A 24008-nucleotide genomic window follows, 5' to 3' on the forward strand; every position below is an offset into this window, starting at 1 on the left:
TATTCGAATATACGGAACCCGCAAAACTCCATCATGGACCCTTCCCCTGGCTTGTCCCTCGCTACACTCTTCGCCGATTTCGGCATGATTTTTTTTGCGCTGATCCTGGTTTTGCTCAACGGCTTCTTCGTTGCGGCGGAATTTGCCATGGTCAAACTGCGCTCGACCCGGGTCGAGGCGATTGCCGATAAGAACGGCTGGCGCGGGCACATCCTGCGCACCGTGCACAGTCAGCTCGACGCCTACCTGTCGGCCTGCCAACTGGGTATCACCCTCGCCTCCCTCGGCCTGGGCTGGGTCGGTGAGCCGGCGTTTGCGCACATTCTCGAGCCACTGCTGGGCGCCGTGGGCGTCGAATCGCCGGAAGTGGTCAAGGGCGTGTCGTTCTTTACCGCCTTCTTCATCATTTCCTACCTGCACATCGTGGTCGGCGAACTGGCCCCGAAATCCTGGGCGATCCGCAAGCCCGAGCTGCTTTCGCTGTGGACGGCGGTGCCGCTGTACCTGTTCTACTGGGCCATGTACCCGGCCATCTACCTGCTCAACGCCAGTGCCAATGCGATCCTGCGTATTGCCGGCCAGGGTGAGCCCGGCCCGCATCACGAGCACCACTACAGCCGTGAAGAACTGAAATTGATCCTGCACTCCAGCCGTGGCCAGGACCCGAGCGACCAGGGCATGCGCGTGCTGGCCTCGGCCGTGGAAATGGGCGAACTGGAAGTGGTCGACTGGGCCAACTCCCGGGAAGACCTGGTGACGCTGGAGTTCAACGCGCCGCTCAAGGAAATCCTGGCGATGTTCCGCCGCCACAAGTTCAGCCGGTACCCGGTGTACGACAGCGAGCGCCAGGAATTCGTCGGCTTGTTGCACATCAAGGACCTGCTGCTGGAACTGGCCGCCCTGGACCACATTCCCGAGTCGTTCAACCTGGCCGAGCTGACCCGTCCTTTGGAGCGCGTGTCGCGGCACATGCCGCTGTCGCAGTTGCTGGAACAATTTCGCAAGGGCGGCTCGCACTTCGCCGTGGTGGAGGAAGCCGACGGCAACATCATCGGCTACCTGACCATGGAAGACGTACTGGAAGTGCTGGTCGGCGACATTCAGGACGAACACCGCAAGGCCGAGCGCGGCATCCTGGCCTACCAGCCAGGCAAGCTGCTGGTACGCGGCGACACCCCGCTGTTCAAGGTCGAGCGCCTGCTGGGTGTGGACCTGGACCACGTCGAAGCCGAAACCCTGGCCGGGCTGGTCTACGACAGCCTCAAGCGGGTACCGGAAGAGGAAGAAGTGCTGGAAGTCGAAGGTTTGCGGATCATCATCAAAAAGATGAAAGGCCCGAAAATCGTCCTGGCCAAGGTAGTGATGCTCGGCTAGCACCCGACACCTGATCGGCGTCGCTCCCCCATGGGTTGGGTGTTACCCCGGCTTCCCGGCAAACACAAATCCCCCGAGGGCGCGAGCGCCCGCTTGCGGCCTGCTCGCGATAGCATCGGCTGGGACAACACATCATTGTTGGCCCAGCGCAAAGTTCGGCAGGCTGCCCACCGGCTGACTGAACTGATACGGGATCGACACCAGCCCCAACCCGGTATTGCGCTGCACCACGAAGTGCAGGTGCGGACCGCTGCTGTTGCCGGTATTGCCGGACAACGCCAGGGCGCTGCCCACCGCCACTCGCTGGCCTTCACGGACCCGTACCGAGCCCTGCTTGAGGTGCAGGTACACGCCCATGGTCCCGTCATTGTGCAGCACCCGCACGAAGTTGCCCGCCGGATCGGTGCCGCGACCGCTCTGCCGGTTCTCGGTTTTCACCACCACCCCAGCACGCGCAGCAATGATCGGCGTGCCTTCGGGCATGGCGATGTCCATGGCGTAGCGATTCTTCGGCCCGTAATGGCTGTATGGGCCGTTGGCCCCCTGGCTCAGGCGAAACGGACCTCCGCGCCAGGGCAGCGGATAACGATAGGCCAGCGTGGTGCCTGAAGGGTCGCCCAAGGCGTATTTGAGCCTGGGGGTATAGACCAGCGGCTTGTCGGCGCGGGAGGCCTTGAGCAGCGCCAGGCGGGTGTTGCTGCGCGCTGGCAGGACCCGGCGAATGGGCTGGGCAGGCGCGCCACTGAGGTTTTTCACCGGGTGAAAGCTCAGCTCGACCTCGACCGGTGCGTACAGGTCGTTGCGCACAAACACGCTGTGGGTGCCCGGCTGCTTCTTGATCTGCAGGTGCACCTGGCGCTCGAGGTGCTCGTCCATCCGGTCGCGGAACACAAACACCTGGGATCCACGGGACGGCCGATCGCTGTAGGACACCACGCCATTGGCGTGCTGGGTCTTGTAGATGGTCATGGCCACGGCCAGGCTCGAGACCATAAGCAGACCACAGCAAATCAGCAATCGCGCGAGCATGGGCAGCATTCTGTCGGGGGCAGGCTTGGGGGTGAGCCTAGCAGTCAGAAGGGCCTCAGGCTGGCGACAGCTGTTTCAAAAGCTGATTTTTACGCACCCGGTACGAAATGCTTCTGCGCCGTGCCCCGGGCGATCAGCCGGGAAATGTAATCGAGCTTCTGCGCATCCTGGTCGACGAAGCGGAAGGTCAGTTGCAGCCACTCGCTGTCGGGTTTGGGCTCGTGGGCGACGATGGCATGCAGGTACCCGTTGAGGCGGGCGACTTCGGCGTTATCACCCTGCTCCAGGTCGAGCACGGCACTGTCGAGCACTTGGGGCAGCGTCTCGCTGCGCTTGACCACCAACAGCGCCTCCTTGATGCTCAGGGCCTTGATCACACAGGCCTGGATGCCGCTGGGCAGGCGCAACTGGCCCTGGCCACGGCCACCGGCGGGCGACGGCAACGCAGCTTTGATGGGCGGGCTGCTGAGCAGTCCCTTGGCGGGCTCCGCCGTGCGGTTGTGCAGATGGGCGTTGGGCGCTGACGCCGCGACCACAGGCGCCTTGCCGGCGGTCAGGGCATTCAGCGAGTCATTGGCGAACGCCGGCGCCAGCTTGGCCGGGGCCTGATTCAGCAAGGCATCGAGCTTGCCGATCTTGTTCAGGGCCTGTTTGACCTTGCTCAGCAATTGCTCGTTGGTGAACGGCTTGCTCACATAACCCGAAACACCGGCCTGGATCGCCTGGACCACGTTTTCCTTGTCACCGCGGCTGGTGACCATGATGAACGGCATGGTCTTGAGGGCGTTCTGCTCGCGGCACCACGTCAGCAACTCCAGGCCGGACATTTCCGGCATCTCCCAGTCGCACAGCACCAGGTCGAAGGTTTCGCGGGCCAGCAGACTTTGCGCCTTGCGGCCGTTGACCGCGTCTTCAATACGTATGCCTGGGAAGTAGTTGCGCAGGCACTTCTTCATCAGATCACGAATGAACGCAGCATCGTCCACGACCAACACACTGACCTTACTCATCGACCACCCCTCGTTATTATCCCGACCAGCAAAACACCTGGTTTGGCACTTCGCCAAAATACTTCAGTCACGCCGGGACCTTTGTCGTTCGCGGGTGCTATGAAATCCAGCCAGCACCAACAAAAACGCCCGGCCAAAGGCCGGGCGTTTTTACTTGGGCAATCTTACTTATCGTCAGATTCACCCGGAACATTAGCGGTTTCGCCACTGGTACCTTCAACTTCTTCCTTCATGCGCTTGAGACCCAGGTGACGCACGTCTGTGCCGCGCACCAGGTAGATCACCAGCTCGGAGATGTTGCGGGCGTGGTCGCCGATGCGCTCCAGCGAACGCAGGACCCAGATGATGCTCAGCACGCGCGAGATCGAGCGCGGGTCTTCCATCATGTAGGTGGCCAGTTCGCGCAGCGCGGTCTTGTATTCGCGGTCGATGATCTTGTCGTACTGGGCCACGGACAGCGCCAGGTCAGCGTCGAAGCGGGCGAAGGCATCCAGCGCGTCGCGGACCATGTTGCGCACCTGGTCACCGATGTGGCGCACCTCGACGTAGCCGCGCGGGGCCTCGCCTTCTTCGCACAACTGGATGGCCCGGCGGGCAATCTTGGTGGCTTCGTCGCCGATGCGCTCGAGGTCGATCACCGACTTGGAGATGCTGATGATCAAACGCAGGTCGGACGCCGCCGGCTGACGACGGGCCAGGATGCGCAGGCATTCTTCGTCGATGTTGCGTTCCATCTGGTTGATCTGGTCGTCGATCTCGCGCACTTGCTGGGCCAAGCCGGAGTCGGCCTCGATCAGCGCCGTGACTGCGTCGTTGACCTGCTTCTCGACCAGCCCGCCCATGGCCAGGAGGTGGCTGCGCACCTCTTCGAGCTCGGCGTTGAACTGCTGGGAGATGTGGTGGGTTAAGCCTTCCTTCGAAATCATGGTTTTGCTCCGCAAAAGCTGTGAGCTGCAAGCTTCACGCTGCAAGCTGATGTGTGTCGTACTCGAACCGCTCTGGCTTGCCGCTTGACGCTTGCGGCTCGCAGCTGTCCCCACTAGCCATAACGACCGGTGATGTAGTCTTCGGTCTGCTTTTTCGCCGGATTGGTGAACAGGGTGTCGGTGTCGCCGAATTCCACCAGTTTGCCCATGTACATGAACGCGGTGTAGTCGGAAACCCGGGCGGCCTGTTGCATGTTGTGGGTCACGATGACGATGGTGAACTTGGATTTCAACTCGTAGATCAGCTCTTCAACCTTCAGCGTCGAGATCGGGTCGAGTGCCGAGCAGGGTTCGTCGAGCAACAGCACTTCCGGCTCCACGGCGATGGTCCGTGCGATCACCAGACGCTGCTGCTGACCACCGGACAGGCCCAGTGCCGACTCGTGCAGGCGGTCCTTGACCTCATCCCACAGCGCCGCGCCTTTCAACGCCCACTCAACGGCTTCGTCGAGTACGCGTTTTTTGTTGATGCCCTGGATCCGCAGGCCGTAGACCACGTTTTCATAGATGGTCTTGGGGAACGGGTTGGGCTTCTGGAACACCATGCCGACCCGGCGACGCAGCTCGGCCACGTCTTCGCCCTTGCGGTAGATGTTGTTGCCGTAGAGGTTGATCGCGCCCTCGACACGGCAACCGTCGACCAGGTCGTTCATCCGGTTGAAGGTACGCAGCAGGGTCGACTTGCCACAGCCGGATGGGCCGATGAAGGCGGTCACGCGCTGCTTGGGAATGTTCATGCTGACGTCGTACAGCGCTTGTTTGTCACCGTAGAACAGGCTCAGGCCCGGCACTTCGATGGCTACGGTTTCCTGCTCGAGGCTCAGGCTCTGCTTGTCGCGACCCAGGGCCGACATGTTGATGCCGTGGGTATGGGTTTCGTGCTGCATGGGAGGCTCCCTGTGCTAACAAATTCGGTTCGGTTTTTGTGGGAGCCAGCCTGCTGGCGGTTCGGGCAACGCGGTGTATCTGTGAAACCGCGGTGATGCCATCGCGAGCGAGCTCGCTCCCACATAGAAATCAGTGCTGCAAATCAGCTGTCCAGCGCTTTGTATTTTTCGCGCAGGTGGTTACGGATCCACACGGCCGACAGGTTGAGCGTGGCGATCACCAGTACCAGCAACAGCGCCGTGGCGTACACCAGTGGGCGTGCGGCCTCGACGTTCGGGCTCTGGAAGCCGACGTCATAAATGTGGAAGCCCAGGTGCATGATCTTCTGGTCCAGGTGCAGGTACGGGTAGTTGCCGTCCAGCGGCAACGACGGCGCCAGTTTCACCACGCCCACCAGCATCAGCGGCGCGACCTCACCGGCCGCACGGGCTACCGCGAGAATCATGCCGGTCATCATCGCCGGGCTGGCCATCGGCAGCACGATTTTCCACAAGGTTTCCGCCTTGGTCGCACCGAGGGCCAACGAGCCCTCACGCACGGTGCGGGGAATCCGCGCCAGGCCTTCTTCGGTGGCCACGATCACCACCGGCACCGCCAGCAGCGCCAGGGTCAGCGAGGCCCAGAGCAGGCCCGGGGTGCCGAAGGTCGGCGCCGGCAAGGCTTCCGGGAAGAACAGGCGGTCAACCGAGCCACCCAGCACGTAGACGAAGAAGCCCAGGCCGAACACCCCGTAGACAATCGCCGGTACACCCGCCAGGTTGTTCACCGCGATGCGGATCAACCGGGTCATGGTGCCCTGGCGTGCATACTCACGCAGGTAAACCGCCGCCAGCACGCCAAACGGGGTGACGATCATCGCCATGATCAGGGTCATCATCACGGTGCCGAAGATGGCCGGGAAGATCCCGCCTTCGGTGTTGGCTTCACGCGGGTCGTCGCTGAGGAATTCCCAGACCTTGCTGAAGTAGAAGCCGACCTTGGCCAAGGAACTCATCGCGTTCGGCTGGAAGGCGCGGACCACCTTGCCCAGTTCGATTTCGACTTCCTTGCCGTTGCCGTCGCGGGCGGTCAGGCTGTCGCGGTTGAACTGCGCATGCAGTTCGCCCAGGCGATTTTCAATGTCCTGATAGCGGGCATCGAGCTCGGCGCGTTCCGACTCCATGTCGGCCTGGGCCGCGGCGTCCAGCTTGCCGTCCAGCTCCAGTTTGCGACCGTGCAGGCGGATACGCTCCAGGCCGGCGTTGATCGCGCCGATGTCGGATTTTTCCAGGGTCTTGAGTTCGGCCGCCAGTTTGCTGACCCGCTCGATCCGCGCTTGCAGCTCAGGCCAGGCGGCCTCGCCTTCAGCGATGACCTTGCCGTCCTGCTTGACGTTGACCAGGTAGCCGTAGAAGTTGCCCCACTCACGACGCTCGATCGCCATCAGCTCCGGCGGCGTGGTCTGGTTGGTCAGCCACTCACCGACGATCCAGGTGAAGTCGTTGCCGTTGAGGTCACGGTTACCGACCTTGATCAGCTCGCGGGTCATGAACTCCGGGCCCTGGTCCGGGACCGGCAGGCCCGCGCTTTTCAGGCGCTCACGTGGCACTTGTTCTTTCTGCACCACTTCGCCGATGACCACATGGTTGGCCTGGCCCGGCACATCGTACTGGGCATGCACCAGGTCGGCGGGCCAGAAGTGGCCCAGGCCGCGCACGGCAATTACCGCCAGCAAACCAATGGTCATGATGACGGCGATGGCCACCGCGCCACCGCTGATCCAGACGCCGGGGGCGCCGCTCTTGAACCATCCTTTCAGGGAGTTCTGTTTCACAGACTTCTACCTTTCTTAAAGCGACGAGTATTTCTTGCGCAGACGCTGACGAATCAGCTCCGCGAGGGTATTCATGACGAAGGTGAACAACAGCAGCACCAAGGCCGAGAGGAACAGCACGCGGTAGTGGCTGCCGCCGACTTCCGACTCCGGCATTTCCACCGCGACGTTGGCCGCCAGGGTCCGCAGGCCTTCGAACAGGTTCATCTCCATCACCGGGGTGTTGCCGGTGGCCATCAGCACGATCATGGTTTCGCCGACTGCGCGCCCCATGCCGATCATCAAGGCCGAGAAAATGCCCGGGCTGGCGGTGAGGATCACCACCCGCGTCATGGTCTGCCAAGGCGTGGCACCCAGGGCCAGCGAGCCCAGGGTCAGGCCGCGCGGCACACTGAACACGGCGTCTTCGGCAATCGAATAGATGTTCGGAATCACCGCGAAACCCATGGCCAGGCCAACCACCAGAGCGTTGCGCTGGTCGTAGGTAATGCCCAGGTCGTGGGAGATCCACATGCGCATGTCGCCGCCGAAGAACCAGGTCTCCAGGTACGGGCTCATGTACAGCGAGAGCCAGCCGACGAAGATGATCACCGGGATCAGCATCGCGCTTTCCCAGCCATCCGGCACTTTCAGGCGGATCGATTCCGGCAGGCGGCTGAATATGAAGCCGGCCAGCAGAATGCCGATCGGCAGCAGCATCAGCAGGCTGAAGATGCCCGGCAAGTGCCCTTCCACATAAGGGGCGAGGAACAGGCCGGCGAAGAAGCCGAGGATCACCGTCGGCATCGCTTCCATCAGCTCGATCACCGGCTTGACCTTGCGGCGCATGCCAGGTGCCATGAAGTAGGCGGTGTAGATCGCCGCGGCAACGGCCAGTGGCGCGGCCAGCAGCATGGCGTAGAACGCCGCCTTCAAGGTACCGAAGGTCAGCGGCGACAAGCTCAGCTTGGGCTCGAAGTCGGTGTTGGCCGCGGTCGATTGCCAGACGTATTTAGGCTCGTCGTAGTTTTCGTACCAGACCTTGCTCCACAGCGCGCTCCAGGACACTTCCGGGTGCGGGTTGTCGAGCAGCAAGGGTTGCAGTTTGCCGCCCTGCTCCACGATCACCCGGTTGGCACGAGGCGACAGGCCGAAGATGCCCTGGCCTTCGACCACCTGGTCCACCAGCAGGGTGCGGTGGGCGGTGCTGTGGAACACGCCGAGCTTGCCGGAAGCGTCCAGGGCAACAAAGCCTTTGCGACGCTCTTCGGCGGTGATTTCAACGATAGGCGCGGTGCCCATCTGGAAGGTGCGGATCTGCTTCAGGCGTTGCTCGCCATCCGGATCGCGGGCCATGAACCACTGAGCCAGCCCCCCCTTGGAATCACCGATGATCAGCGAGATACCCCCCACCAACTGGGTGCTGGCGGTGACTTGGGTTTCGCCATCTTCGAGCAGCTTGTAACGACCGTTGAGGCTTTTTTCCCGCAGGCTGAACACGTCGGCCTGGGCGCGACCGTTGAGCACGTACAGCCACTGCTGGCGCGGATCGATGAAGATGTTCTTCACCGGCTCGGTCATTTGCGGCAGGTCGATGCGCTGCTGATCACTGGTGATTTCACCGGTCATCATGTTTTCTTCTTTGCTCAGCGCCAGGACGTGCAACTGCGCACCGCTGGAGCCGGCGACCACCAGGGTCGAGTCGGTCGCGTTGAGGCTGACGTGCTCCAGCGCGGCGCCCTGTTCGTTCAGCGCGATCGGCGCCTCACCGTAGGGGTACTCGATGGCCGGCGAGATGGTCTTCTTGCCATCCGGGTAGCTCACCTTATAGGTGTGGCGGAAGACCAGGGCCTGGCCGTTGGACAGGCCGACGATCACCAGCGGGCTGCCGGGCTGGTCTTTACCGATCGAGGCAACGCGGGTACCGGCCGGGATCGGCAGGTCGACACGACGCAGTTCGGCGCCACTGTCGAGGTCAAAAAACAGCGCCTGGCCCTTGTCGGAAACCCGCATGGCGACCTGGTTCTGCTCTTCGAGGGAAATCATCAACGGCTTGCCGGCGTCTTGCATCCAGGCAGGCGTGATCGAGTCTTTGGCGGTCAGCTCGGCACCCTGGAACAGCGGGGCGACGACATAGGCCAGGAAGAAGAAAATCAGGGTGATTGCGCCGAGCACGGCGAGGCCGCCGATCAGCACGTACCAGCGGGTCAGGCGATCCTTGAGCGCACGAATGCGCCGCTTGCGTTGCAGCTCAGGCGTATTGAAATCAATGCGCTTGGGAGGGGAAGTCGTAGTCATTGGGGAATTGGCCAGATCATTCATGCGCACACCCTAGCGATCCTGTATGACAGAAAGATGACAATGCGGTGACGAAACAAATCCGCCGCCCGTGGGAACGGGCAGTGGATCGAAAAATGTTGGGTGATCCGGGGCTAGCCCCGGATCAGGGTTTCACTTCTTTGCGACTTCAGCGCCGCCTTCGTGCAGGCCCAGGTCAACCAGTGCCTTGGCGGCTACTTTGGCTGGCAGAGGGATGTAACCGTCCTTGACGACCACTTCCTGGCCCTGTTTCGACAGGATCAGTTTCACGAACTCGGCTTCCAGCGGGGCCAGAGGCTTGTTCGGGGCCTTGTTGACGTACACGTAGAGGAAACGCGACAGCGGGTACTTGCCGTTCAGGGTGTTTTCTTCGGTGTCTTCGATGAAGTCGGTGCTGCCTTTCTTGGCCAGGGCCACGGTCTTCACGCTAGCGGTCTTGTAACCGATACCCGAGTAGCCGATGCCGTTCAGCGAGGAGCTGATCGATTGCACCACCGAGGCCGAGCCCGGTTGTTCGTTGACGTTTGGCTTGAAGTCGCCTTTGCACAGGGCTTCTTCCTTGAAGTAGCCGTAAGTGCCGGATACCGAGTTACGACCGAACAGCTGTACCGGCTTGTTGGCCAGGTCGCCGGTCACACCCAGGTCACCCCAGGTTTTCACGTCGGACTTGCCGCCACACAGGCGCGTCGAGGAGAACACGGCATCGACCTGTTCCATGGTCAGGTGCTTGATCGGGTTGTCCTTGTGCACGAACACGGCCAGGGCATCCACGGCGACCGGGATGGCCGTCGGCTTGTAACCGTATTTGGTTTCAAAGGCCTGCAGCTCGTTGTCCTTCATCTTGCGGCTCATCGGGCCCAGGTTAGCGGTGCCTTCAGTCAGCGCAGGTGGCGCGGTCGAGGAACCGGCAGCCTGAATCTGGATATTGACGTTCGGGTATTCTTTTTTGTAGTTCTCGGCCCACAGGGTCATGAGGTTGGCCAGGGTATCGGAGCCGACGCTGGACAGGTTGCCCGATACACCAGTGGTCTTGGTGTAGCTCGGGATAGCAGGGTCAACAGCGGCAACTGCGTTGGCAGTCGCAACGCCAGCAGCGACAAAAGTCATTGCCGCCATCAAACGCTTCAGTTTCATGCCTTACTCCTGGTAATAGGGTGTGTTAAGTCGGGGCCAAGTATCGGCAGGCCGTGTGAACACTCTATGACTTGAATATGACAATTAGATGAAAGGCCAGCATGAAGCGGTTATCCGATGATTCGTGTTGCCCCCATCGCGAGCATACGGAGCGCCGCCCGGCTCGCGCCCACAAAGGATCTCTGGTGTACACAGAACCCTATGGGTGCGAGCCGCTCGGGCCTAGCGACCTTTCTTCCACAGATACCCGCCCACGACGATCCCCACGCCGCAGATGATTGCCACGTAATAGGCCGGCCCCATCGGGCTTTCCTTGAGCAGCAGGGTGACGACCATCGGTGTCAGGCCGCCGAAGATGGCGTAGGCCAGGTTGTAGGAGAACGACAGGCCGCTGAAGCGCACCACGGCCGGGAAGGCCTTGACCATGACGTAGGGCACGGCGCCGATGGTGCCGACCAGCAGACCGGTCAGGGAGTACATCGGGAACAGCCAGTCCGGGTGATTGAACAGGCTGTGATAGAAGGTCCACGAACTCAGCAGCAGCAAGCCGCTGCCGAACACAAACACCCGGCCCGCACCGAAGCGGTCAGCCAGGGCGCCGGACGCCACGCAGCCCAGGCTCAGGAACACAATCGCCAGGCTGTTGGCCTGCAACGCGGTGGTCGCCGAGAAGTGGTAGACGGTTTGCAGCACGGTCGGGGTCATCAGGATGACCACGATGATCCCGGCCGACAGCAACCAGGTCAGCAGCATCGAGAGGACGATGGCCCCGCGATGATCGCGCAGGACCGCACGCAGCGGCACTTCTTCGGCCAGGGCCTTACGCAATTGCAGTTCGGCGAACACCGGGGTTTCGTGCAGCCAGCGGCGCAGGTAGACCGAGAACAGGCCAAACACGCCCCCCAACAGGAACGGGATCCGCCAGGCGTAGTCGGACACCTGCTCCGGGGTATAAAGGCTATTGATGGCCGTGGCCACCAGCGAGCCCAGGAGGATGCCAGCGGTCAGGCCTGACGTCAGCGTGCCGCAGGCGTAGCCAATGTGCCGTGCAGGCACATGCTCGGAGACGAACACCCACGCCCCCGGCACTTCCCCGCCAATCGCGGCGCCCTGGATCACCCGCATCAGCAACAGCAGGATCGGTGCCCACATGCCGATCTGCGCGTAGGTCGGCAGCAGGCCCATGATCAACGTCGGCACCGCCATCATGAAAATGCTCAGGGTGAACATCTTCTTGCGACCCAAAAGGTCACCGAAGTGGGCCATGACGATGCCGCCCAGAGGCCGTGCCAGGTAACCGGCGGCGAAAATCCCGAAGGTCTGCATCAGGCGCAGCCACTCGGGCATGTCCGCCGGGAAGAACAGCTTGCCGACCACCGTGGCGAAAAACACGAAGATGATGAAGTCGTAGAACTCCAGCGCACCGCCCAGGGCAGAAAGCGACAGGGTCTTGTAATCACTGCGGGTCAAAGGACGTGCGGATTGCGCGGGTGACGCTATGCTCGATGGCGCTGTGGTCATGGCAAGGGCTTCTCTTATAGTCAGATCTGCAACCCCAACAACGCTGGCTGAGGCTTGGGCAGGTTCGGCACGATAGCAAATTGTTCGAAAAAGCACAGGGATGCGCGTATTTGACGGTCAAAATGAGAACCGGACGGTCGTCGCGCGGTCTACCGCTCGATATACTCGCAGCCTGCAACACGCTGCAAGGGTTGCTGTGCGAAGACGCTGCTGGTGCGACCAGTCGATTTCGCAGAGTTTCCCTTTAGTACGCCTTATGGAAAACGCGACGAACGTAGTGTGTTCGGGCTGAATCGTTTTTCTGAAGACGGCTATTCACCTGAAGTACCAATGAGAGTCACGGGTTAGAGGCACCCCCGGCATGATAGAACTCGAACAAGACGATCCGATTCCGCAAGGCGACCTGGCCCTGCAAATCACCGCGCTTCCTCGCGAGACCAACGGCTTTGGCGATATTTTCGGCGGCTGGCTGGTGTCCCAGATGGACTTGGCCGGCACGGCGATGGCCAGCAAGATCGCTGGCGGACGCGTCGCCACCGTAGCCATCGATCGCATGGCGTTCCTGGTGCCGGTCGCCGTCGGCGCACAGCTCTCGTTCTACACCCAGGCCCAGGAAATCGGTCGTACATCGATCAAGATGCTGGTCGAGGTCTGGAGCGACGATCCGCTGTCCAGCGAGTGGCGTAAGGTCACGGAAGCGGCGTTCGTGTTTGTTGCCATCGATGGCAGCGGTCGTACCCGCTCGGTACCCCCGCGAGCCTGTTGAATCCCCCCTGTTGCCGATCGAGAGCTGTCCCATGAGCACGCCCACTGTTGAAGCGGTAAAACTGGATCAACTGAACTGCTGGCGGATTCGCCAGGGCCAGGCCGAATTGCTGGTGGCCCAGCAAGGCGCACATATCCTCAGCTATCAACTGGCCGGGCAGCCGCCCCTGATCTGGCTCAACGACGAGGCGGTGTTCCAGACCGGCAAAAGCATCCGCGCCGGGGTGCCCGTGTGCTGGCCGTGGTTCGGCAATTTCGAGCGCAACCCACCGAGCGTGCAGGCCATGCGCGTCAGCGATCAACCCGCCGCCGCCCACGGCCTGGTCCGGGCGCTGGACTGGGAACTGGAAGGCATCGAAACCGAGGGCGACAGCCTGAGCGTGGTGTTCACTCTGCCCGTGCCGGAAAACGGCCTGCCCGGCTGGCCGCATCAGGTTGACCTGAAGCTGAGCATTCGCCTGGATGAGCAGCTGCAGATCGATCTGACCAGCCACAACCGGGGCACCGACAGCGTCACCATCAGCCAGGCGCTGCACAGCTATTTCGCAGTCAGCGATGTGCGCAACGTGCGCGTGGAAGGCGTTGATGGGCTGGAGTACATCGAAACCCTGGACAACTGGAACACCGTCACCCAGCACGGTGATCTGCGGTTCAGTGGGGAAACCGACCGGATTTACCTCAATACCCCGGCCAAGCTGAGCATTGTCGACCCGGCCTGGGAGCGCCGTATCGAGTTGACCGCCCGGGGCTCACGCACGGCGGTGATCTGGAATCCCTGGATCGACCGCGCGGCAGCGTTCAGCGACATGGCCGACGATGGCTGGCAGCGCATGCTGTGCATCGAGACGGCCAATGTGTTGGGTGATGTGGTGACTTTGGCGCCGGGTGGTAGCCATACCCTGGGTGTGAGCATCGCCAGTTTGGCGGTCTGATTAAAAAGATCACAGCCTGTGGCAACGCCTACAGATCGGACTCCTGTACCACCCGTACCTGGGCGGCATCGAGGGCGTAGGCCGCATCGGCCAGGTCGTTGTTGACCGTCTCGATCTTCAACGTGCCGCTGACCCACAAGGGTGTGTAGATGTCGTCCAGCTTCAGGCCCTTGGGATAGCGCACCAGCACCAGTTGATTGGGGGGCGGTGGCGGCACGTGGATGCAGGCGCCCGGGTACGGCACCAAGAAGAACAGCGTGCTGCGGCCCTTGCCGTCGGTTTCCAACGGCACCGGGTAACCGCCGATGCGCACCTGCTTGTGGTTCATCGCAGCCACGGTCTTGGTCGAATACATCACCGCCGGCAAACCCTTGCTCTGCTTCAAGCCACCCTTGTCGGTGAAGGTACCGTTGGCTTCCGGGGAGTTGTGGTCGATTTCAGGCATGGCTTCCAGCGCCTTCTGGTCCGACTTGGGCATCAGTTCGAGCCAATCGGTTTCCGGCAGGTCGCCAGCATGGGCCAGGCCAGTGCCCAGCCATACAAGAGTCAACAGAAGACGGCGCATGAAGGGGCTCGGCAAAGAAGGGAAGACAGGTCGCCGGGCATTCTAGCCCGCTGCGCGTGAACCGCGCAGCGGGCTTGATCGCTTGAATCAGTTCTTTCTGACCAGACCGTAGACCACCAGCAGCAGCACCGCGCCCACCAGGGCACCGAGGAAGCCCGCGCCTTGACCGGCCTGGTAGATGCCCAGTGCCTGACCGCCGTAGGTCGCGGCCAGGGAGCCGGCGATACCGAGCAGGATGGTCATGATCCAGCCCATGCTGTCATCACCCGGTTTCAGGAAACGAGCCAGCAGGCCCACGATCAATCCGATGAAGATGGTTCCGATAATTCCCATGGCGCTTCCCTCTGAGTGAAATAGCTATGCCAAAGCCTAGACAGACTTTGGCATCCTGCCATCAGAGAACGCGGGGCACCGAAGGTTCCCGGCGTGCCATGGGTTTATTGCTCGGCGATCAGCGCCTGGACCTTGAGGATCTGCTGCTCGAGCGTGGCCTTGTCGGCGCAGCGCAGGTTGGCGTGGCCGACCTTGCGTCCGACCTTGAACGCCTTGCCGTAGTGATGCAAATGGCAATCGTCGATGGCGATGACCTTCTCCACCGGCGGAACCACACCAATGAAGTTGAGCATGGCGCTCTCGCCAACTTTTGCCGTCGAGCCCAGCGGCAGGCCAGCAACGGCGCGCAGGTGGTTTTCGAACTGGCTGCATTCGGCGCCTTCGGTGGTCCAGTGCCCGGAGTTATGAACCCGCGGGGCGATCTCGTTGGCCTTGAGGCCACCGTCGACTTCGAAGAACTCGAACGCCATCACACCGACATAGTCCAGCTGCTTGAGCACACGGCTCGAATAGTCCTCGGCCAGGGCTTGCAACGGGTGCTCGGTGCTGGCCACGGACAGCTTGAGAATGCCGCTGTCGTGGGTGTTGTGCACCAGTGGGTAGAACTTCGTCTCACCATCACGGGCCCGCACGGCAATCAGCGACACTTCGCCGGTGAACGGCACGAAGCCTTCCAGCAGGCAAGCCACGCTGCCCAGTTCGGCGAAGGTACCCACCACGTCTTGCGCAGTGCGCAGGACTTTCTGGCCCTTGCCGTCGTAACCCAGGGTGCGGGTTTTCAGCACGGCAGGCAGGCCGATGGTCGCCACGGCGGCGTCCAGGTCAGCTTGGGACTGGATGTCAGCGAACGCCGGGGTCGGAATTCCCAGGTCCTTGAACATGCTCTTTTCGAACCAGCGGTCACGCGCGATACGCAGCGCTTCGGCGCTCGGGTAGACCGGGACGAACTGCGACAGGAAGGCCACGGTTTCCGCCGGGACGCTTTCGAACTCGAAGGTCACCAGGTCGACTTCGTCAGCCAGTTGACGCAAGTGATCCTGATCGCCGTAATCGGCCCGCAGGTGCTCACCCAGCGCGGCGGCGCAGGCATCCGGCGCCGGATCCAGGAAAGCGAAGTTCATGCCCAGCGGAGTCCCCGCCAGGGCCAGCATGCGGCCCAGTTGGCCGCCACCGATTACACCGATCTTCATCGTCAACAACCTCAGGCGATGCGTGGGTCTGGATTTTCCAGGACGCTGTCTGTCTGCTCAGCACGGAAGGTTTTGAGCACCGCGTGGAACTGCGGGTGCTTGGCGCCAAGGATACTCGCCGACAGCAGGGCGGCGTTGATCGCGCCCGCCTTGCCGATGGCCAGGGTGGCGACCGGAATGCCCGCAGGCATCTGCACGATAGAGAGCAGTGAATCAACGCCCGAGAGCATCGACGACTGCACCGGCACGCCCAGGACCGGCAGGTGGGTCTTGGCCGCACACATGCCAGGCAAGTGAGCCGCGCCGCCCGCACCGGCGATAATCACCTCGATGCCACGCGACTCAGCCTCCTCGGCGTACTGGAACAGCAGGTCCGGGGTGCGGTGGGCAGAGACCACTTTCACCTCGTAAGGGATGCCGAGCTTTTCCAGCATATCGGCGGTGTGGCTAAGGGTGGACCAATCGGACTTGGAGCCCATGATCACGCCAACCAGTGCACTCATCGTCGCGCCTCTTCTCTCTGGGCGCCCGCAGGCGCGTCAAAAAACAACAAGCCACGCAGGATGCGTGGCTTGATTGTACGAATTATGGCCAGACACGCCGGCCGAAGGCCGCGCAGTATACCGTAATAAGGCAGATAAACAGCCCCCGATACGACCATCTGTCATGCGGCGCAAAGCACCGGTTTTATTGACTTAAGAGTCAGTCCAATACCACACCCATCCCACAGGGTTGGTCGATGCCCTCACGAAGTCTGCGCCGCACCACCTTCCAGCTTGCGCCACAACAACCGCACGTTCGCCTTGCGCACCAGTGCACAGCGGTACAGGCGAATTTCCAGCGGCACATGCCATTGCGGACCGCCGCAAACCACCAGTTCGCCGCGCGCCAGTTCCGCGCGCACACTGAGCTGCGGCACCCAGGCAATGCCCAGCCCTTCCAGGGCCATGCTCTTCAAGCTGTCGGCCATGGCGGTTTCGTAAATGGTGGTGAAGCGCAGCGCGCGCTGGCGCAGCAGCATGTTCACCGACCGCCCGAGAAACGCCCCGGCGCTGTAGGCCAGTAGTGGCACGCTGGCTTCGCCTTCGAGATCGAACAACGGCTTGCCGTCGGCATCGGCCGCACACACCGGGAGCATCTCGGTGTGGCCCAGGTGCAGTGAAGGAAAGATCTCCGGGTCCATTTGCATGGCGGCATCCGGGTCGTAGAACGCCAGCATCAGGTCACAACCGCCTTCGCGCAGGGCATGTACCGCATCGCCGACGTTGGTCGCCACCAGGCGCGTGGCGATGTTCAGGCCTTCGTTGCGCAATTGCGCGATCCAGCGCGGGAAGAACCCCAGGGCCAGGGAATGCGCCGCCGCAACTTGCATGACCTCACCCTGGCCGCCTTCGAGGTGGTGCAAATGCCGCAGCACTTCGCCGAGTTGTTCGACCACGGTGCGCGCGGTCACCAGAAACAACTGCCCAGCCGCCGTCAATTCGATCGGCGTGCGCGAGCGGTTGACCAGTTGCAGGCCCAGCGCGGCCTCCAGGCTGCGGATGCGCCGGCTGAACGCCGGTTGGGTGACGAAACGCCGTTCAGCCGCCTGGGAGAAACTGCGGGTGGCAGCCAGGGCACTAAAGTCCTCCAGCCATTTGCTTTCCAGATTCATCAGGTCCTCCCGGACACGCACCATTTTAGGTCATACGCTCGCCGCCCAAACGGCGTCACATCGGTATTATGCCGAATAGGCATAGGCCAGTGTTTAACAGCATTGGCCCAAAATTCTCCACAAGCCTAGCATTCACAGCGTTCCGGCACAGACCGGGTCCATATCGAGATGATTTCTATCATGTCCTCCGCTGCATCTTTCCGCACCGAAAAAGACCTGCTTGGCGTACTCGAAGTACCGGCTCAAGCGTATTACGGCATCCAGACCCTGCGAGCGGTGAATAACTTCCGTCTCTCCGGCGTTCCGATTTCGCATTACCCAAAGCTGGTGGTGGGTCTGGCAATGGTCAAGCAGGCCGCTGCTGACGCCAACCGCGAACTGGGTCACCTCAGCGAAGCCAAGCACGCTGCCATCAGCGAAGCCTGTGCTCGCCTGATCCGCGGCGATTTCCACGAAGAGTTCGTGGTGGACATGATTCAAGGCGGCGCTGGCACTTCGACCAACATGAATGCCAACGAAGTGATCGCCAACATCGCGCTGGAGGCCATGGGCCACCAGAAAGGCGAGTACCAGTACCTGCACCCCAACAACGACGTGAACATGGCGCAGTCGACCAACGACGCTTACCCAACGGCCATCCGCCTGGGTCTGCTGTTGGGCCACGACGCCCTGCTCGCCAGCCTCGACAGCCTGATCCAGTCGTTCGCCGCCAAAGGTGAAGAATTCGGCCACGTCCTGAAGATGGGTCGTACCCAACTGCAAGACGCCGTGCCGATGACCCTTGGCCAAGAATTCCGCGCCTTCGCCACCACCCTGGGCGAAGACCTGGCACGCCTGAAGACCCTGGCTCCGGAGCTGCTGACCGAAGTCAACCTGGGCGGCACTGCGATCGGCACCGGCATCAACGCCGACCCACGCTACCAGCACCTGGCCGTAGAACGCCTGGCCCTGATCAGCGGTCAACCGCTGGTACCGGCTGCCGACCTGATCGAAGCCACCTCCGACATGGGCGCCTTCGTGCTGTTCTCCGGCATGCTCAAGCGCACCGCGGTCAAGCTGTCGAAGATCTGCAACGACCTGCGCCTGCTGTCCAGCGGCCCACGCACCGGCATCAACGAAATCAACCTGCCAGCGCGTCAGCCAGGCAGCTCGATCATGCCAGGCAAGGTCAACCCGGTTATTCCGGAAGCCGTCAACCAGGTGGCATTCCAGATCATCGGCAACGACCTGGCCCTGACCATCGCGGCCGAAGGCGGCCAGTTGCAACTGAACGTGATGGAGCCGTTGATCGCCTTCAAGATCTTCGACTCGATCCGCCTGCTGCAACGCGCCATGGACATGCTGCGCGAGCACTGCGTCGTCGGCATCACCGCCAACGAAGCCCGCTGCCGCGAACTGGTCGAGCACTCGATCGGCCTGGTCACTGCGCTGAACCCGTACATCGGCTATGAAAACGCCACCCGTATCGCCCGTATCGCGCTGGAAAGCGGCCGCGGCGTACTGGAACTGGTGCGCGAAGAAGGCTTGCTCGACGAAGAAATGCTCGCCGACATCCTGCGCCCGGAAAACATGATTGCCCCGCGTCTGGTACCCCTCAAGGCCTGATGCTGTAGCACCGCTCACCAGGTCGAGGGACTAGACACCTCTCACCTTTTGAGGGCTTGGAGATCATTCTCCGGGCCCTTTTTTTTAACTGCGCAACCCGCGGCCTGGAATCCGGCTTGCCCACGACGGCGGCCTTGGGATCGCCATCGCGGGCACGCCTTGCGCCTACACAAGAGCATCGAGCCAGGCCACAGGCTGAATCCTTTAATCACGTTTTGCAGACGTGTGCTTCATGGATAGGTATAGTGCCGCCCCTCTTCGCAGGAGCGGTCGTCGGTAGCCAGACCCAACCCCATGCGAAACCCGAACTAATAACAAACCCGCAATATGAAGCCGGGACGAAAACCGCTTGGCCTGTCGTGCTACGCACATACGGGTGTAACGGGATGTGTCCGCCTGGCCAGCATTTGCCTACACAAAAAACAGCGAGGAACACTCCATGCTCGAAGTCATCAACGACTTCCTCTCAGGGAAAGTACTGATCGTGCTCATTGTCGGGCTCGGTGGTTACTTCACGATCCGCTCGCGTTTCGTTCAATTTCGTCACTTCTTCCACATGTTCGCGGTGTTCCGCGACAGCCTCAAAAGCAGCGCTGGCCAGCTCAGTTCATTCCAGGCCCTGATGCTCAGCCTCGCCGGCCGCGTTGGTGCGGGCAATATCGCTGGGGTGGGCATTGCCGTAACCCTCGGCGGTCCGGGCGCGGTGTTCTGGATGTGGGTGACCGCGCTGGTCGGCATGTCCAGCAGCTTCTTCGAATGCTCCCTCGGCCAGCTCTACAAGCGCTGCGACTCTGAGGGCCAGTACCGTGGCGGTCCTTCCTATTACATCCAGCACGGCCTGCAGAAACGCTGGCTGGGGATGATCATGGCGTTCCTGCTGCTGATCACCTTCGGTTTCGCCTTCAACGGCCTGCAAGCCCACGCCGTGACCCACTCGCTGAACAACGCCTTCGGCGTCGACACCACCTACACCGGCCTCGGCCTGGTGGTGCTGCTGGGCCTGGTGTTCGTCGGCGGGATCAAGCGCATCGCGGCTATCGCCGACCTGCTGGTACCGGTCAAGACCCTGGCCTACATCGCGGTGACCCTCTACGTGATCGTGCTGCAATTCGACCATGTACCGAGCATGCTGATGACCATCGTCAAGAGCGCTTTCGGCCTGGATCAGGCCTTCGGTGGCCTGGTGGGCAGCGCCATCATCATGGGCGTGAAGCGCGGGGTGTTTGCCAACGAAGCCGGTCTGGGCAGCGCGCCCAACGTCGCCGCCGTGGCGTCGGTCGAGCACCCGGTCGCCCAAGGTGTGGTCCAGGCATTCAGCGTGTTCCTCGACACCTTCATCATCTGCACCTGCACCGCGCTGCTGATCCTGCTGTCGGGCTTCTACACCCCGGGCTTCGAAGGTGACGGCATCGCCCTGACCCAGAACTCCCTGGCCGCGGTCGTTGGCGAGTGGGGCCGGATGTTCATCTCCGTGGCACTGGCGTTGTTCGTGTTCACCTCGATCCTCTACAACTACTACTTGGGCGAGAGCAACCTGCGCTACATGATCGGCGACAACCGCAAGGCCCTGATCGGTTATCGTGCCCTGGTGCTGGTCCTGATCTTCTGGGGTGCCATCGAGAACCTCAGCACGGTGTTCGCATTCGCCGACATCACCATGACCCTGCTCGCGTTCGTCAACCTGATCGCGCTGTTCCTGCTGTTCAAAGTCGGCATGCGCATCCTGCGCGACTACGATGACCAGCGCGCCGCCGGCATCAAGACCCCGGTGTTCGACTCCAGCAAGTTCCCCGACCTGGACCTGGACCTCAAGGCCTGGCCCGCCAACCCGCCCGCCGCGCCCAAGGTTCAGGCTGAGTTGCAAGGCCAGACCGCAGCGCAACGCTGACCGGTAAACGACGGGCGCATCCCCTGCGCCCGTCAGTTAAAGTGCTCCCACCTGTCACCTCTTGCGGAGACCTGCACATGATTGCCCACACCTACCCCGCCGCCCAACACGTCATGGTGCTCTACACCGGAGGCACCATCGGCATGCAGGCCAGTGCCCATGGCCTGGCGCCGGCATCCGGCTTTGACACGCGGATGCGCGACTACCTGCACAGCCAGCCCGAGCTGGTAGTGCCGCAGTGGCGGTTCCGCGAAATGGCGCCGCTGATCGACAGCGCCAACATGACCCCGGCCTACTGGCAACGCCTGCGCGAAGCGGTGGTCGAGGCGGTCGAGATCGACGGCTGTGACAGCGTGCTGATCCTGCACGGTACCGATACCCTGGCCTACAGCGCAGCGGCCATGAGCTTCCAACTGCTGGGCCTGCCCGCCCGCGTGGTGTTCACCGGCTCCATGCTGCCGGCCGGCGTGACCGACAGCGATGCCTGGGAAAACCTCAGCGGTGCCTTGGTCGCCCTCGGCCAGGGGCTGGCACCGGGCGTGCATCTGTACTTCCACGGCGAACTGCTGGACCCGACCCGGTGCGCGAAAGTGCGCAGCTTCGGTCGGCATCCGTTCAAACGCCTGGAGCGTCAGGGTGGCGGCGAAAAGGCTACCGGCCTACCGACGCCGCTTCACTACAACCAACCCAGGCAACTGGTCAACGTCGCGGTGCTCCCACTGTTTCCCGGCATCGGCACCCAGATCCTGGAGGGCTTGCTCGACAGCGGCATCCAGGGCCTGGTGCTGGAGTGCTATGGCAGCGGCACGGGGCCCAGCGATAATCCAGGGTTTCTCGCCAGCCTGGAACGGGCGCGCGACAAGGGTGTGGTGGTGGTTGCGGTCACGCAGTGCCATGAAGGAGGGGTGCAGCTCGATGTGTACGAGGCGGGTAGCCGCTTGCGCGACGCCGGCGTGCTCTCGGGGGGCGGCATGACTCGCGAAGCCGCGTTCGGCAAGTTGCATGCCCTGCTCGGTGCAAACCTGGAGACGGCTGAAGCGCGGCACTTGGTCGAACGCGACCTCTGTGGGGAGCTGGCTTGACTCAAATCCGCGGCGACCTGTAAACGAATCCCCTCCTCCCTACGGTGATTAAGAGGAGGGGGATTGAGATCACAGGTAGGTAATACTGAAAATGCCATTGTTAAATTCGACCAGATCATTTTCGATAATCGCCTCGAACGTCCCAAAGTACAACTTACCTGTACTGTCCTCATTCACCAGTAATTGACCCTCCCCCCACGAAAATAACTCACCCTTTTTATGGAAGGCCACATACGCATCTAACGGACCCAGTGTTTTTCCCAGGGATTCGTGAAGAATGTTGAACGACACGCCATCGGTAAAATGATCGCCGTTACCCGAGCCAAAGAACGCGGTGATAAACAATCCCTCCCGACTCACACGAAACGCTGGATAAGTTTCGGGGTGTCCGTTCTTATTAACCTTCATCTCGCCCTTCACTGCTTTCTGTGCAGTGTGCAGCCGCGCTTCCTGTTGTTTTTTATCCAGCACTTTTGACTTGACCATGAGCCACCCCTGTTATTGTCGAGTATTCCAGTTAATGACAGGCTGAATCTAGACTTGAGAAAATAGACGGTCAAACAAATAGCCCCTCTCTGACGGCAAGTTACTTTAATTTCAAGTAATACGACGAGCGGCCATCTATTCCCCCAGCACCTGTAACTTCTGACAGTAGCCAGTCTTTAAATATCTGTAATACCCTGAATGCGCACAGGCCTCTAACACAGCCGCTTTATTATGGAGTGGCTCTGAACTTGCCGAAGGTGAACCAACACACCCGTGTGGAGTGGCACCTGCCAGCGTTCAGCGCCCTCGACACGGTGAACGTGCTGAATCACGGCACGCTACTTGCTCCATCCCGATCAAACCATGACGGGTATTGCCCATGCTCCACTCACACCTCACCACGCTCAACGCCGTCTCGCTGGTACTCAACACCTTCCAGGCCGAGGGCCTTTCCAGAGACGCCTTGTTGGCCGGAAGCGGTATCCGTGCCGCGGATCTGAACCGCGCCGACACGCGCATCACCACCCATCAAGAGATGCAGGTCTGTGCCAATGCCGTCGCACTCAAGCGTGATATCGGTCTGGAGCTGGGCCGGCGGATGCACGTCTCCTGCTACGGCATGCTCGGTTATGCGCTGCTCACCAGTGCCACCTTCGGTGACGCATTACGCCTGGCGATACGCTACCCGGCGCTGCTGGGAACACTTTTCGAGCTGAGCCTGGAAGACGACGGCGAGCACATCTGGTTCGTCGCGGCCGATTACCGTGAAAGCCCGGCGATGGCGGTATTCAATGCCGAGTTCTGCCTGGTCTCGCTGAAAGTCATCTGCGATGACCTGCTGGGCCACTCGCTGCCGTTGCGGGGGGCCCGCTTCGCGCATGCAGCGCCCGATTATGAAGCCAGCTACGCCGAACACTTCAACTGCCCTCTGCATTTTGGCGCACGCGACACCGCCTTTGCCTTCGACAGGCGCTGGCTAGAGCAACCGCTGCCGCTGGCCGATGTCATCACCCACCAGGCCATGGCCGAACGCTGCCGCAAGCAGAACCTCGAATTCACCGGCCGCCAGGCATGGCTGGGGCGCATCCGGCACTTGCTCAGCTCCCAATTGAACGCCGCGCCGGGGCTCGAGGGCCTGGCCGTACAGATGAACTGCTCGGCGCGCACCTTGCGCCGACACCTCAAGGACCTGGGATCCAGCTATCAAGAACTGCTCGATGAATTGCGCTTTGAACAGGCCAAGCTAATGCTTTGCGAGGATCAATTGCCGATCTATCAAATCGCCGAGGCACTGGGTTTCAGCGAAACCGCCAGTTTCCGCCATGCGTTTGTGCGCTGGAGTGGGGTGGCGCCGAGCCAGTTCCGCCCCTGAGGGCGTTAGTGGCCGATCTGCTCGCGATGACGGCCACAGCAGTGCCCCCCTGCCAAGGGGCGAATTACGGTCATTTTTTTTGG

The 24008-nt window shown here is 61.7% G+C and carries 21 protein-coding genes; 7 read left to right on the plus strand and 14 right to left on the minus strand.

What is annotated here, in order from left to right:
- The first annotated feature begins 33 nt into the window (after positions 1-33).
- Positions 34-1374: a hemolysin family protein gene (locus AACY45_RS10255; protein ID WP_339545344.1), complete on the plus strand. Its 1341-nt coding sequence runs from the start codon at positions 34-36 to the stop codon at positions 1372-1374.
- Between the two features lie 132 nt (positions 1375-1506).
- Here AACY45_RS10255 and AACY45_RS10260 read toward each other — a convergent pair whose 3' ends face one another.
- From AACY45_RS10260 to AACY45_RS10295, 8 genes are all read right to left on the minus strand, one after another.
- A complete protein-coding gene (locus AACY45_RS10260) occupies positions 1507-2403 on the minus strand; it encodes a peptidoglycan DD-metalloendopeptidase family protein (protein ID WP_339545345.1) in 897 nt (298 codons plus the stop codon).
- A gap of 89 nt (positions 2404-2492) precedes the next feature.
- Positions 2493-3413: a response regulator gene (locus tag AACY45_RS10265; protein ID WP_339545346.1), complete on the minus strand. Its 921-nt coding sequence runs from the start codon at positions 3411-3413 to the stop codon at positions 2493-2495.
- A 164-nt stretch (positions 3414-3577) separates the two neighbouring features.
- On the minus strand, positions 3578-4339 hold the full coding sequence (gene phoU / locus AACY45_RS10270; protein ID WP_272604055.1) for a phosphate signaling complex protein PhoU: 762 nt from the start codon (positions 4337-4339) through the stop codon (positions 3578-3580).
- Positions 4340-4452: 113 nt separating this feature from the next.
- A complete protein-coding gene (gene pstB, locus AACY45_RS10275) occupies positions 4453-5286 on the minus strand; it encodes a phosphate ABC transporter ATP-binding protein PstB (RefSeq protein WP_034149334.1) in 834 nt (277 codons plus the stop codon).
- A gap of 143 nt (positions 5287-5429) precedes the next feature.
- A complete protein-coding gene (gene pstA / locus AACY45_RS10280) occupies positions 5430-7100 on the minus strand; it encodes a phosphate ABC transporter permease PstA (protein WP_339545347.1) in 1671 nt (556 codons plus the stop codon).
- A gap of 15 nt (positions 7101-7115) precedes the next feature.
- Complete coding sequence (locus tag AACY45_RS10285) at positions 7116-9149, minus strand: ABC transporter permease subunit (protein ID WP_339545422.1); 2034 nt, start codon at positions 9147-9149, stop codon at positions 7116-7118.
- 381 nt (positions 9150-9530) lie between these two features.
- Positions 9531-10532 carry a phosphate ABC transporter substrate-binding protein PstS gene (locus AACY45_RS10290; protein ID WP_339545348.1) on the minus strand — a complete coding sequence of 334 codons (1002 nt, stop codon included), beginning with the start codon at positions 10530-10532 and terminating at the stop codon, positions 9531-9533.
- A gap of 222 nt (positions 10533-10754) precedes the next feature.
- Positions 10755-12053, minus strand: a complete 1299-nt coding sequence (locus AACY45_RS10295) for an MFS transporter (protein WP_339545349.1) — start codon at positions 12051-12053, stop codon at positions 10755-10757.
- Between the two features lie 361 nt (positions 12054-12414).
- Here AACY45_RS10295 and AACY45_RS10300 point away from each other — a divergent pair, with 361 nt between their 5' ends.
- Both AACY45_RS10300 and AACY45_RS10305 read left to right on the plus strand, forming a co-directional pair.
- Positions 12415-12819 (plus strand): acyl-CoA thioesterase, encoded by a 405-nt coding sequence (locus AACY45_RS10300; RefSeq protein WP_095164936.1) that lies wholly within the window; start codon positions 12415-12417, stop codon positions 12817-12819.
- A gap of 31 nt (positions 12820-12850) precedes the next feature.
- Complete coding sequence (locus AACY45_RS10305; protein ID WP_339545350.1) at positions 12851-13750, plus strand: D-hexose-6-phosphate mutarotase; 900 nt, start codon at positions 12851-12853, stop codon at positions 13748-13750.
- A 28-nt stretch (positions 13751-13778) separates the two neighbouring features.
- Here the strand turns inward: AACY45_RS10305 and AACY45_RS10310 are convergent, their stop codons facing one another.
- The 5 genes from AACY45_RS10310 to AACY45_RS10330 form a co-directional block, all read right to left on the minus strand.
- The gene (locus tag AACY45_RS10310; RefSeq protein ID WP_339545351.1) at positions 13779-14315 is read right to left on the minus strand and encodes a DUF3299 domain-containing protein; all 537 of its coding nucleotides are present in this window, start codon (positions 14313-14315) and stop codon (positions 13779-13781) included.
- A gap of 87 nt (positions 14316-14402) precedes the next feature.
- Positions 14403-14648 (minus strand): GlsB/YeaQ/YmgE family stress response membrane protein, encoded by a 246-nt coding sequence (locus tag AACY45_RS10315; protein WP_339545352.1) that lies wholly within the window; start codon positions 14646-14648, stop codon positions 14403-14405.
- A gap of 104 nt (positions 14649-14752) precedes the next feature.
- Positions 14753-15838, minus strand: coding sequence for a 5-(carboxyamino)imidazole ribonucleotide synthase (locus AACY45_RS10320; RefSeq protein ID WP_339545353.1), 1086 nt, complete (start codon positions 15836-15838; stop codon positions 14753-14755).
- Between the two features lie 11 nt (positions 15839-15849).
- On the minus strand, positions 15850-16341 hold the full coding sequence (gene purE, locus AACY45_RS10325) for a 5-(carboxyamino)imidazole ribonucleotide mutase (RefSeq protein ID WP_095164944.1): 492 nt from the start codon (positions 16339-16341) through the stop codon (positions 15850-15852).
- 242 nt (positions 16342-16583) lie between these two features.
- Positions 16584-17492 carry a LysR substrate-binding domain-containing protein gene (locus AACY45_RS10330; RefSeq protein ID WP_339545354.1) on the minus strand — a complete coding sequence of 303 codons (909 nt, stop codon included), beginning with the start codon at positions 17490-17492 and terminating at the stop codon, positions 16584-16586.
- A 180-nt stretch (positions 17493-17672) separates the two neighbouring features.
- Between AACY45_RS10330 and aspA the strand changes: the two genes are divergently transcribed.
- The 3 genes from aspA (at position 17673) to AACY45_RS10345 (ending at position 22067) form a co-directional block, all read left to right on the plus strand.
- Positions 17673-19097: an aspartate ammonia-lyase gene (gene aspA / locus AACY45_RS10335; protein ID WP_339545355.1), complete on the plus strand. Its 1425-nt coding sequence runs from the start codon at positions 17673-17675 to the stop codon at positions 19095-19097.
- Positions 19098-19536: 439 nt separating this feature from the next.
- Entirely contained in the window at positions 19537-20985 is a 1449-nt protein-coding gene (locus AACY45_RS10340) for an alanine/glycine:cation symporter family protein (protein WP_339545356.1), read from the plus strand.
- A gap of 77 nt (positions 20986-21062) precedes the next feature.
- A complete protein-coding gene (locus tag AACY45_RS10345) occupies positions 21063-22067 on the plus strand; it encodes an asparaginase (protein WP_339545357.1) in 1005 nt (334 codons plus the stop codon).
- Between the two features lie 69 nt (positions 22068-22136).
- Here the strand turns inward: AACY45_RS10345 and AACY45_RS10350 are convergent, their stop codons facing one another.
- Complete coding sequence (locus tag AACY45_RS10350) at positions 22137-22553, minus strand: hypothetical protein (RefSeq protein ID WP_339545358.1); 417 nt, start codon at positions 22551-22553, stop codon at positions 22137-22139.
- Positions 22554-22932: 379 nt separating this feature from the next.
- Here AACY45_RS10350 and AACY45_RS10355 point away from each other — a divergent pair, with 379 nt between their 5' ends.
- On the plus strand, positions 22933-23925 hold the full coding sequence (locus tag AACY45_RS10355) for an AraC family transcriptional regulator (protein ID WP_339545359.1): 993 nt from the start codon (positions 22933-22935) through the stop codon (positions 23923-23925).
- Positions 23926-24008 lie beyond the last annotated feature (83 nt).

This window comes from Pseudomonas sp. RA_35y_Pfl2_P32 (assembly GCF_963970735.1).
GTDB lineage: Bacteria > Pseudomonadota > Gammaproteobacteria > Pseudomonadales > Pseudomonadaceae > Aquipseudomonas.

What these genes read in the sequence shown, in the direction of transcription:
- pstB (WP_034149334.1), bottom strand. Translation starts at nt 5,286, where the DNA reads ATGCAGCACGAAACCCATACCCACGGCATCAACATGTCGGCCCTGGGT.
- AACY45_RS10255 (WP_339545344.1), top strand. Translation starts at nt 34, where the DNA reads ATGGACCCTTCCCCTGGCTTGTCCCTCGCTACACTCTTCGCCGATTTC.
- AACY45_RS10330 (WP_339545354.1), bottom strand. Translation starts at nt 17,492, where the DNA reads ATGAATCTGGAAAGCAAATGGCTGGAGGACTTTAGTGCCCTGGCTGCC.
- AACY45_RS10300 (WP_095164936.1), top strand. Translation starts at nt 12,415, where the DNA reads ATGATAGAACTCGAACAAGACGATCCGATTCCGCAAGGCGACCTGGCC.
- AACY45_RS10260 (WP_339545345.1), bottom strand. Translation starts at nt 2,403, where the DNA reads ATGCTCGCGCGATTGCTGATTTGCTGTGGTCTGCTTATGGTCTCGAGC.
- purE (WP_095164944.1), bottom strand. Translation starts at nt 16,341, where the DNA reads ATGAGTGCACTGGTTGGCGTGATCATGGGCTCCAAGTCCGATTGGTCC.
- AACY45_RS10350 (WP_339545358.1), bottom strand. Translation starts at nt 22,553, where the DNA reads ATGGTCAAGTCAAAAGTGCTGGATAAAAAACAACAGGAAGCGCGGCTG.
- AACY45_RS10355 (WP_339545359.1), top strand. Translation starts at nt 22,933, where the DNA reads ATGCTCCACTCACACCTCACCACGCTCAACGCCGTCTCGCTGGTACTC.
- AACY45_RS10345 (WP_339545357.1), top strand. Translation starts at nt 21,063, where the DNA reads ATGATTGCCCACACCTACCCCGCCGCCCAACACGTCATGGTGCTCTAC.
- AACY45_RS10290 (WP_339545348.1), bottom strand. Translation starts at nt 10,532, where the DNA reads ATGAAACTGAAGCGTTTGATGGCGGCAATGACTTTTGTCGCTGCTGGC.
- AACY45_RS10305 (WP_339545350.1), top strand. Translation starts at nt 12,851, where the DNA reads ATGAGCACGCCCACTGTTGAAGCGGTAAAACTGGATCAACTGAACTGC.
- AACY45_RS10340 (WP_339545356.1), top strand. Translation starts at nt 19,537, where the DNA reads ATGCTCGAAGTCATCAACGACTTCCTCTCAGGGAAAGTACTGATCGTG.
- AACY45_RS10295 (WP_339545349.1), bottom strand. Translation starts at nt 12,053, where the DNA reads ATGACCACAGCGCCATCGAGCATAGCGTCACCCGCGCAATCCGCACGT.
- AACY45_RS10315 (WP_339545352.1), bottom strand. Translation starts at nt 14,648, where the DNA reads ATGGGAATTATCGGAACCATCTTCATCGGATTGATCGTGGGCCTGCTG.
- AACY45_RS10310 (WP_339545351.1), bottom strand. Translation starts at nt 14,315, where the DNA reads ATGCGCCGTCTTCTGTTGACTCTTGTATGGCTGGGCACTGGCCTGGCC.
- AACY45_RS10285 (WP_339545422.1), bottom strand. Translation starts at nt 9,149, where the DNA reads ATGCAAGACGCCGGCAAGCCGTTGATGATTTCCCTCGAAGAGCAGAAC.
- aspA (WP_339545355.1), top strand. Translation starts at nt 17,673, where the DNA reads ATGTCCTCCGCTGCATCTTTCCGCACCGAAAAAGACCTGCTTGGCGTA.
- phoU (WP_272604055.1), bottom strand. Translation starts at nt 4,339, where the DNA reads ATGATTTCGAAGGAAGGCTTAACCCACCACATCTCCCAGCAGTTCAAC.
- AACY45_RS10265 (WP_339545346.1), bottom strand. Translation starts at nt 3,413, where the DNA reads ATGAGTAAGGTCAGTGTGTTGGTCGTGGACGATGCTGCGTTCATTCGT.
- AACY45_RS10320 (WP_339545353.1), bottom strand. Translation starts at nt 15,838, where the DNA reads ATGAAGATCGGTGTAATCGGTGGCGGCCAACTGGGCCGCATGCTGGCC.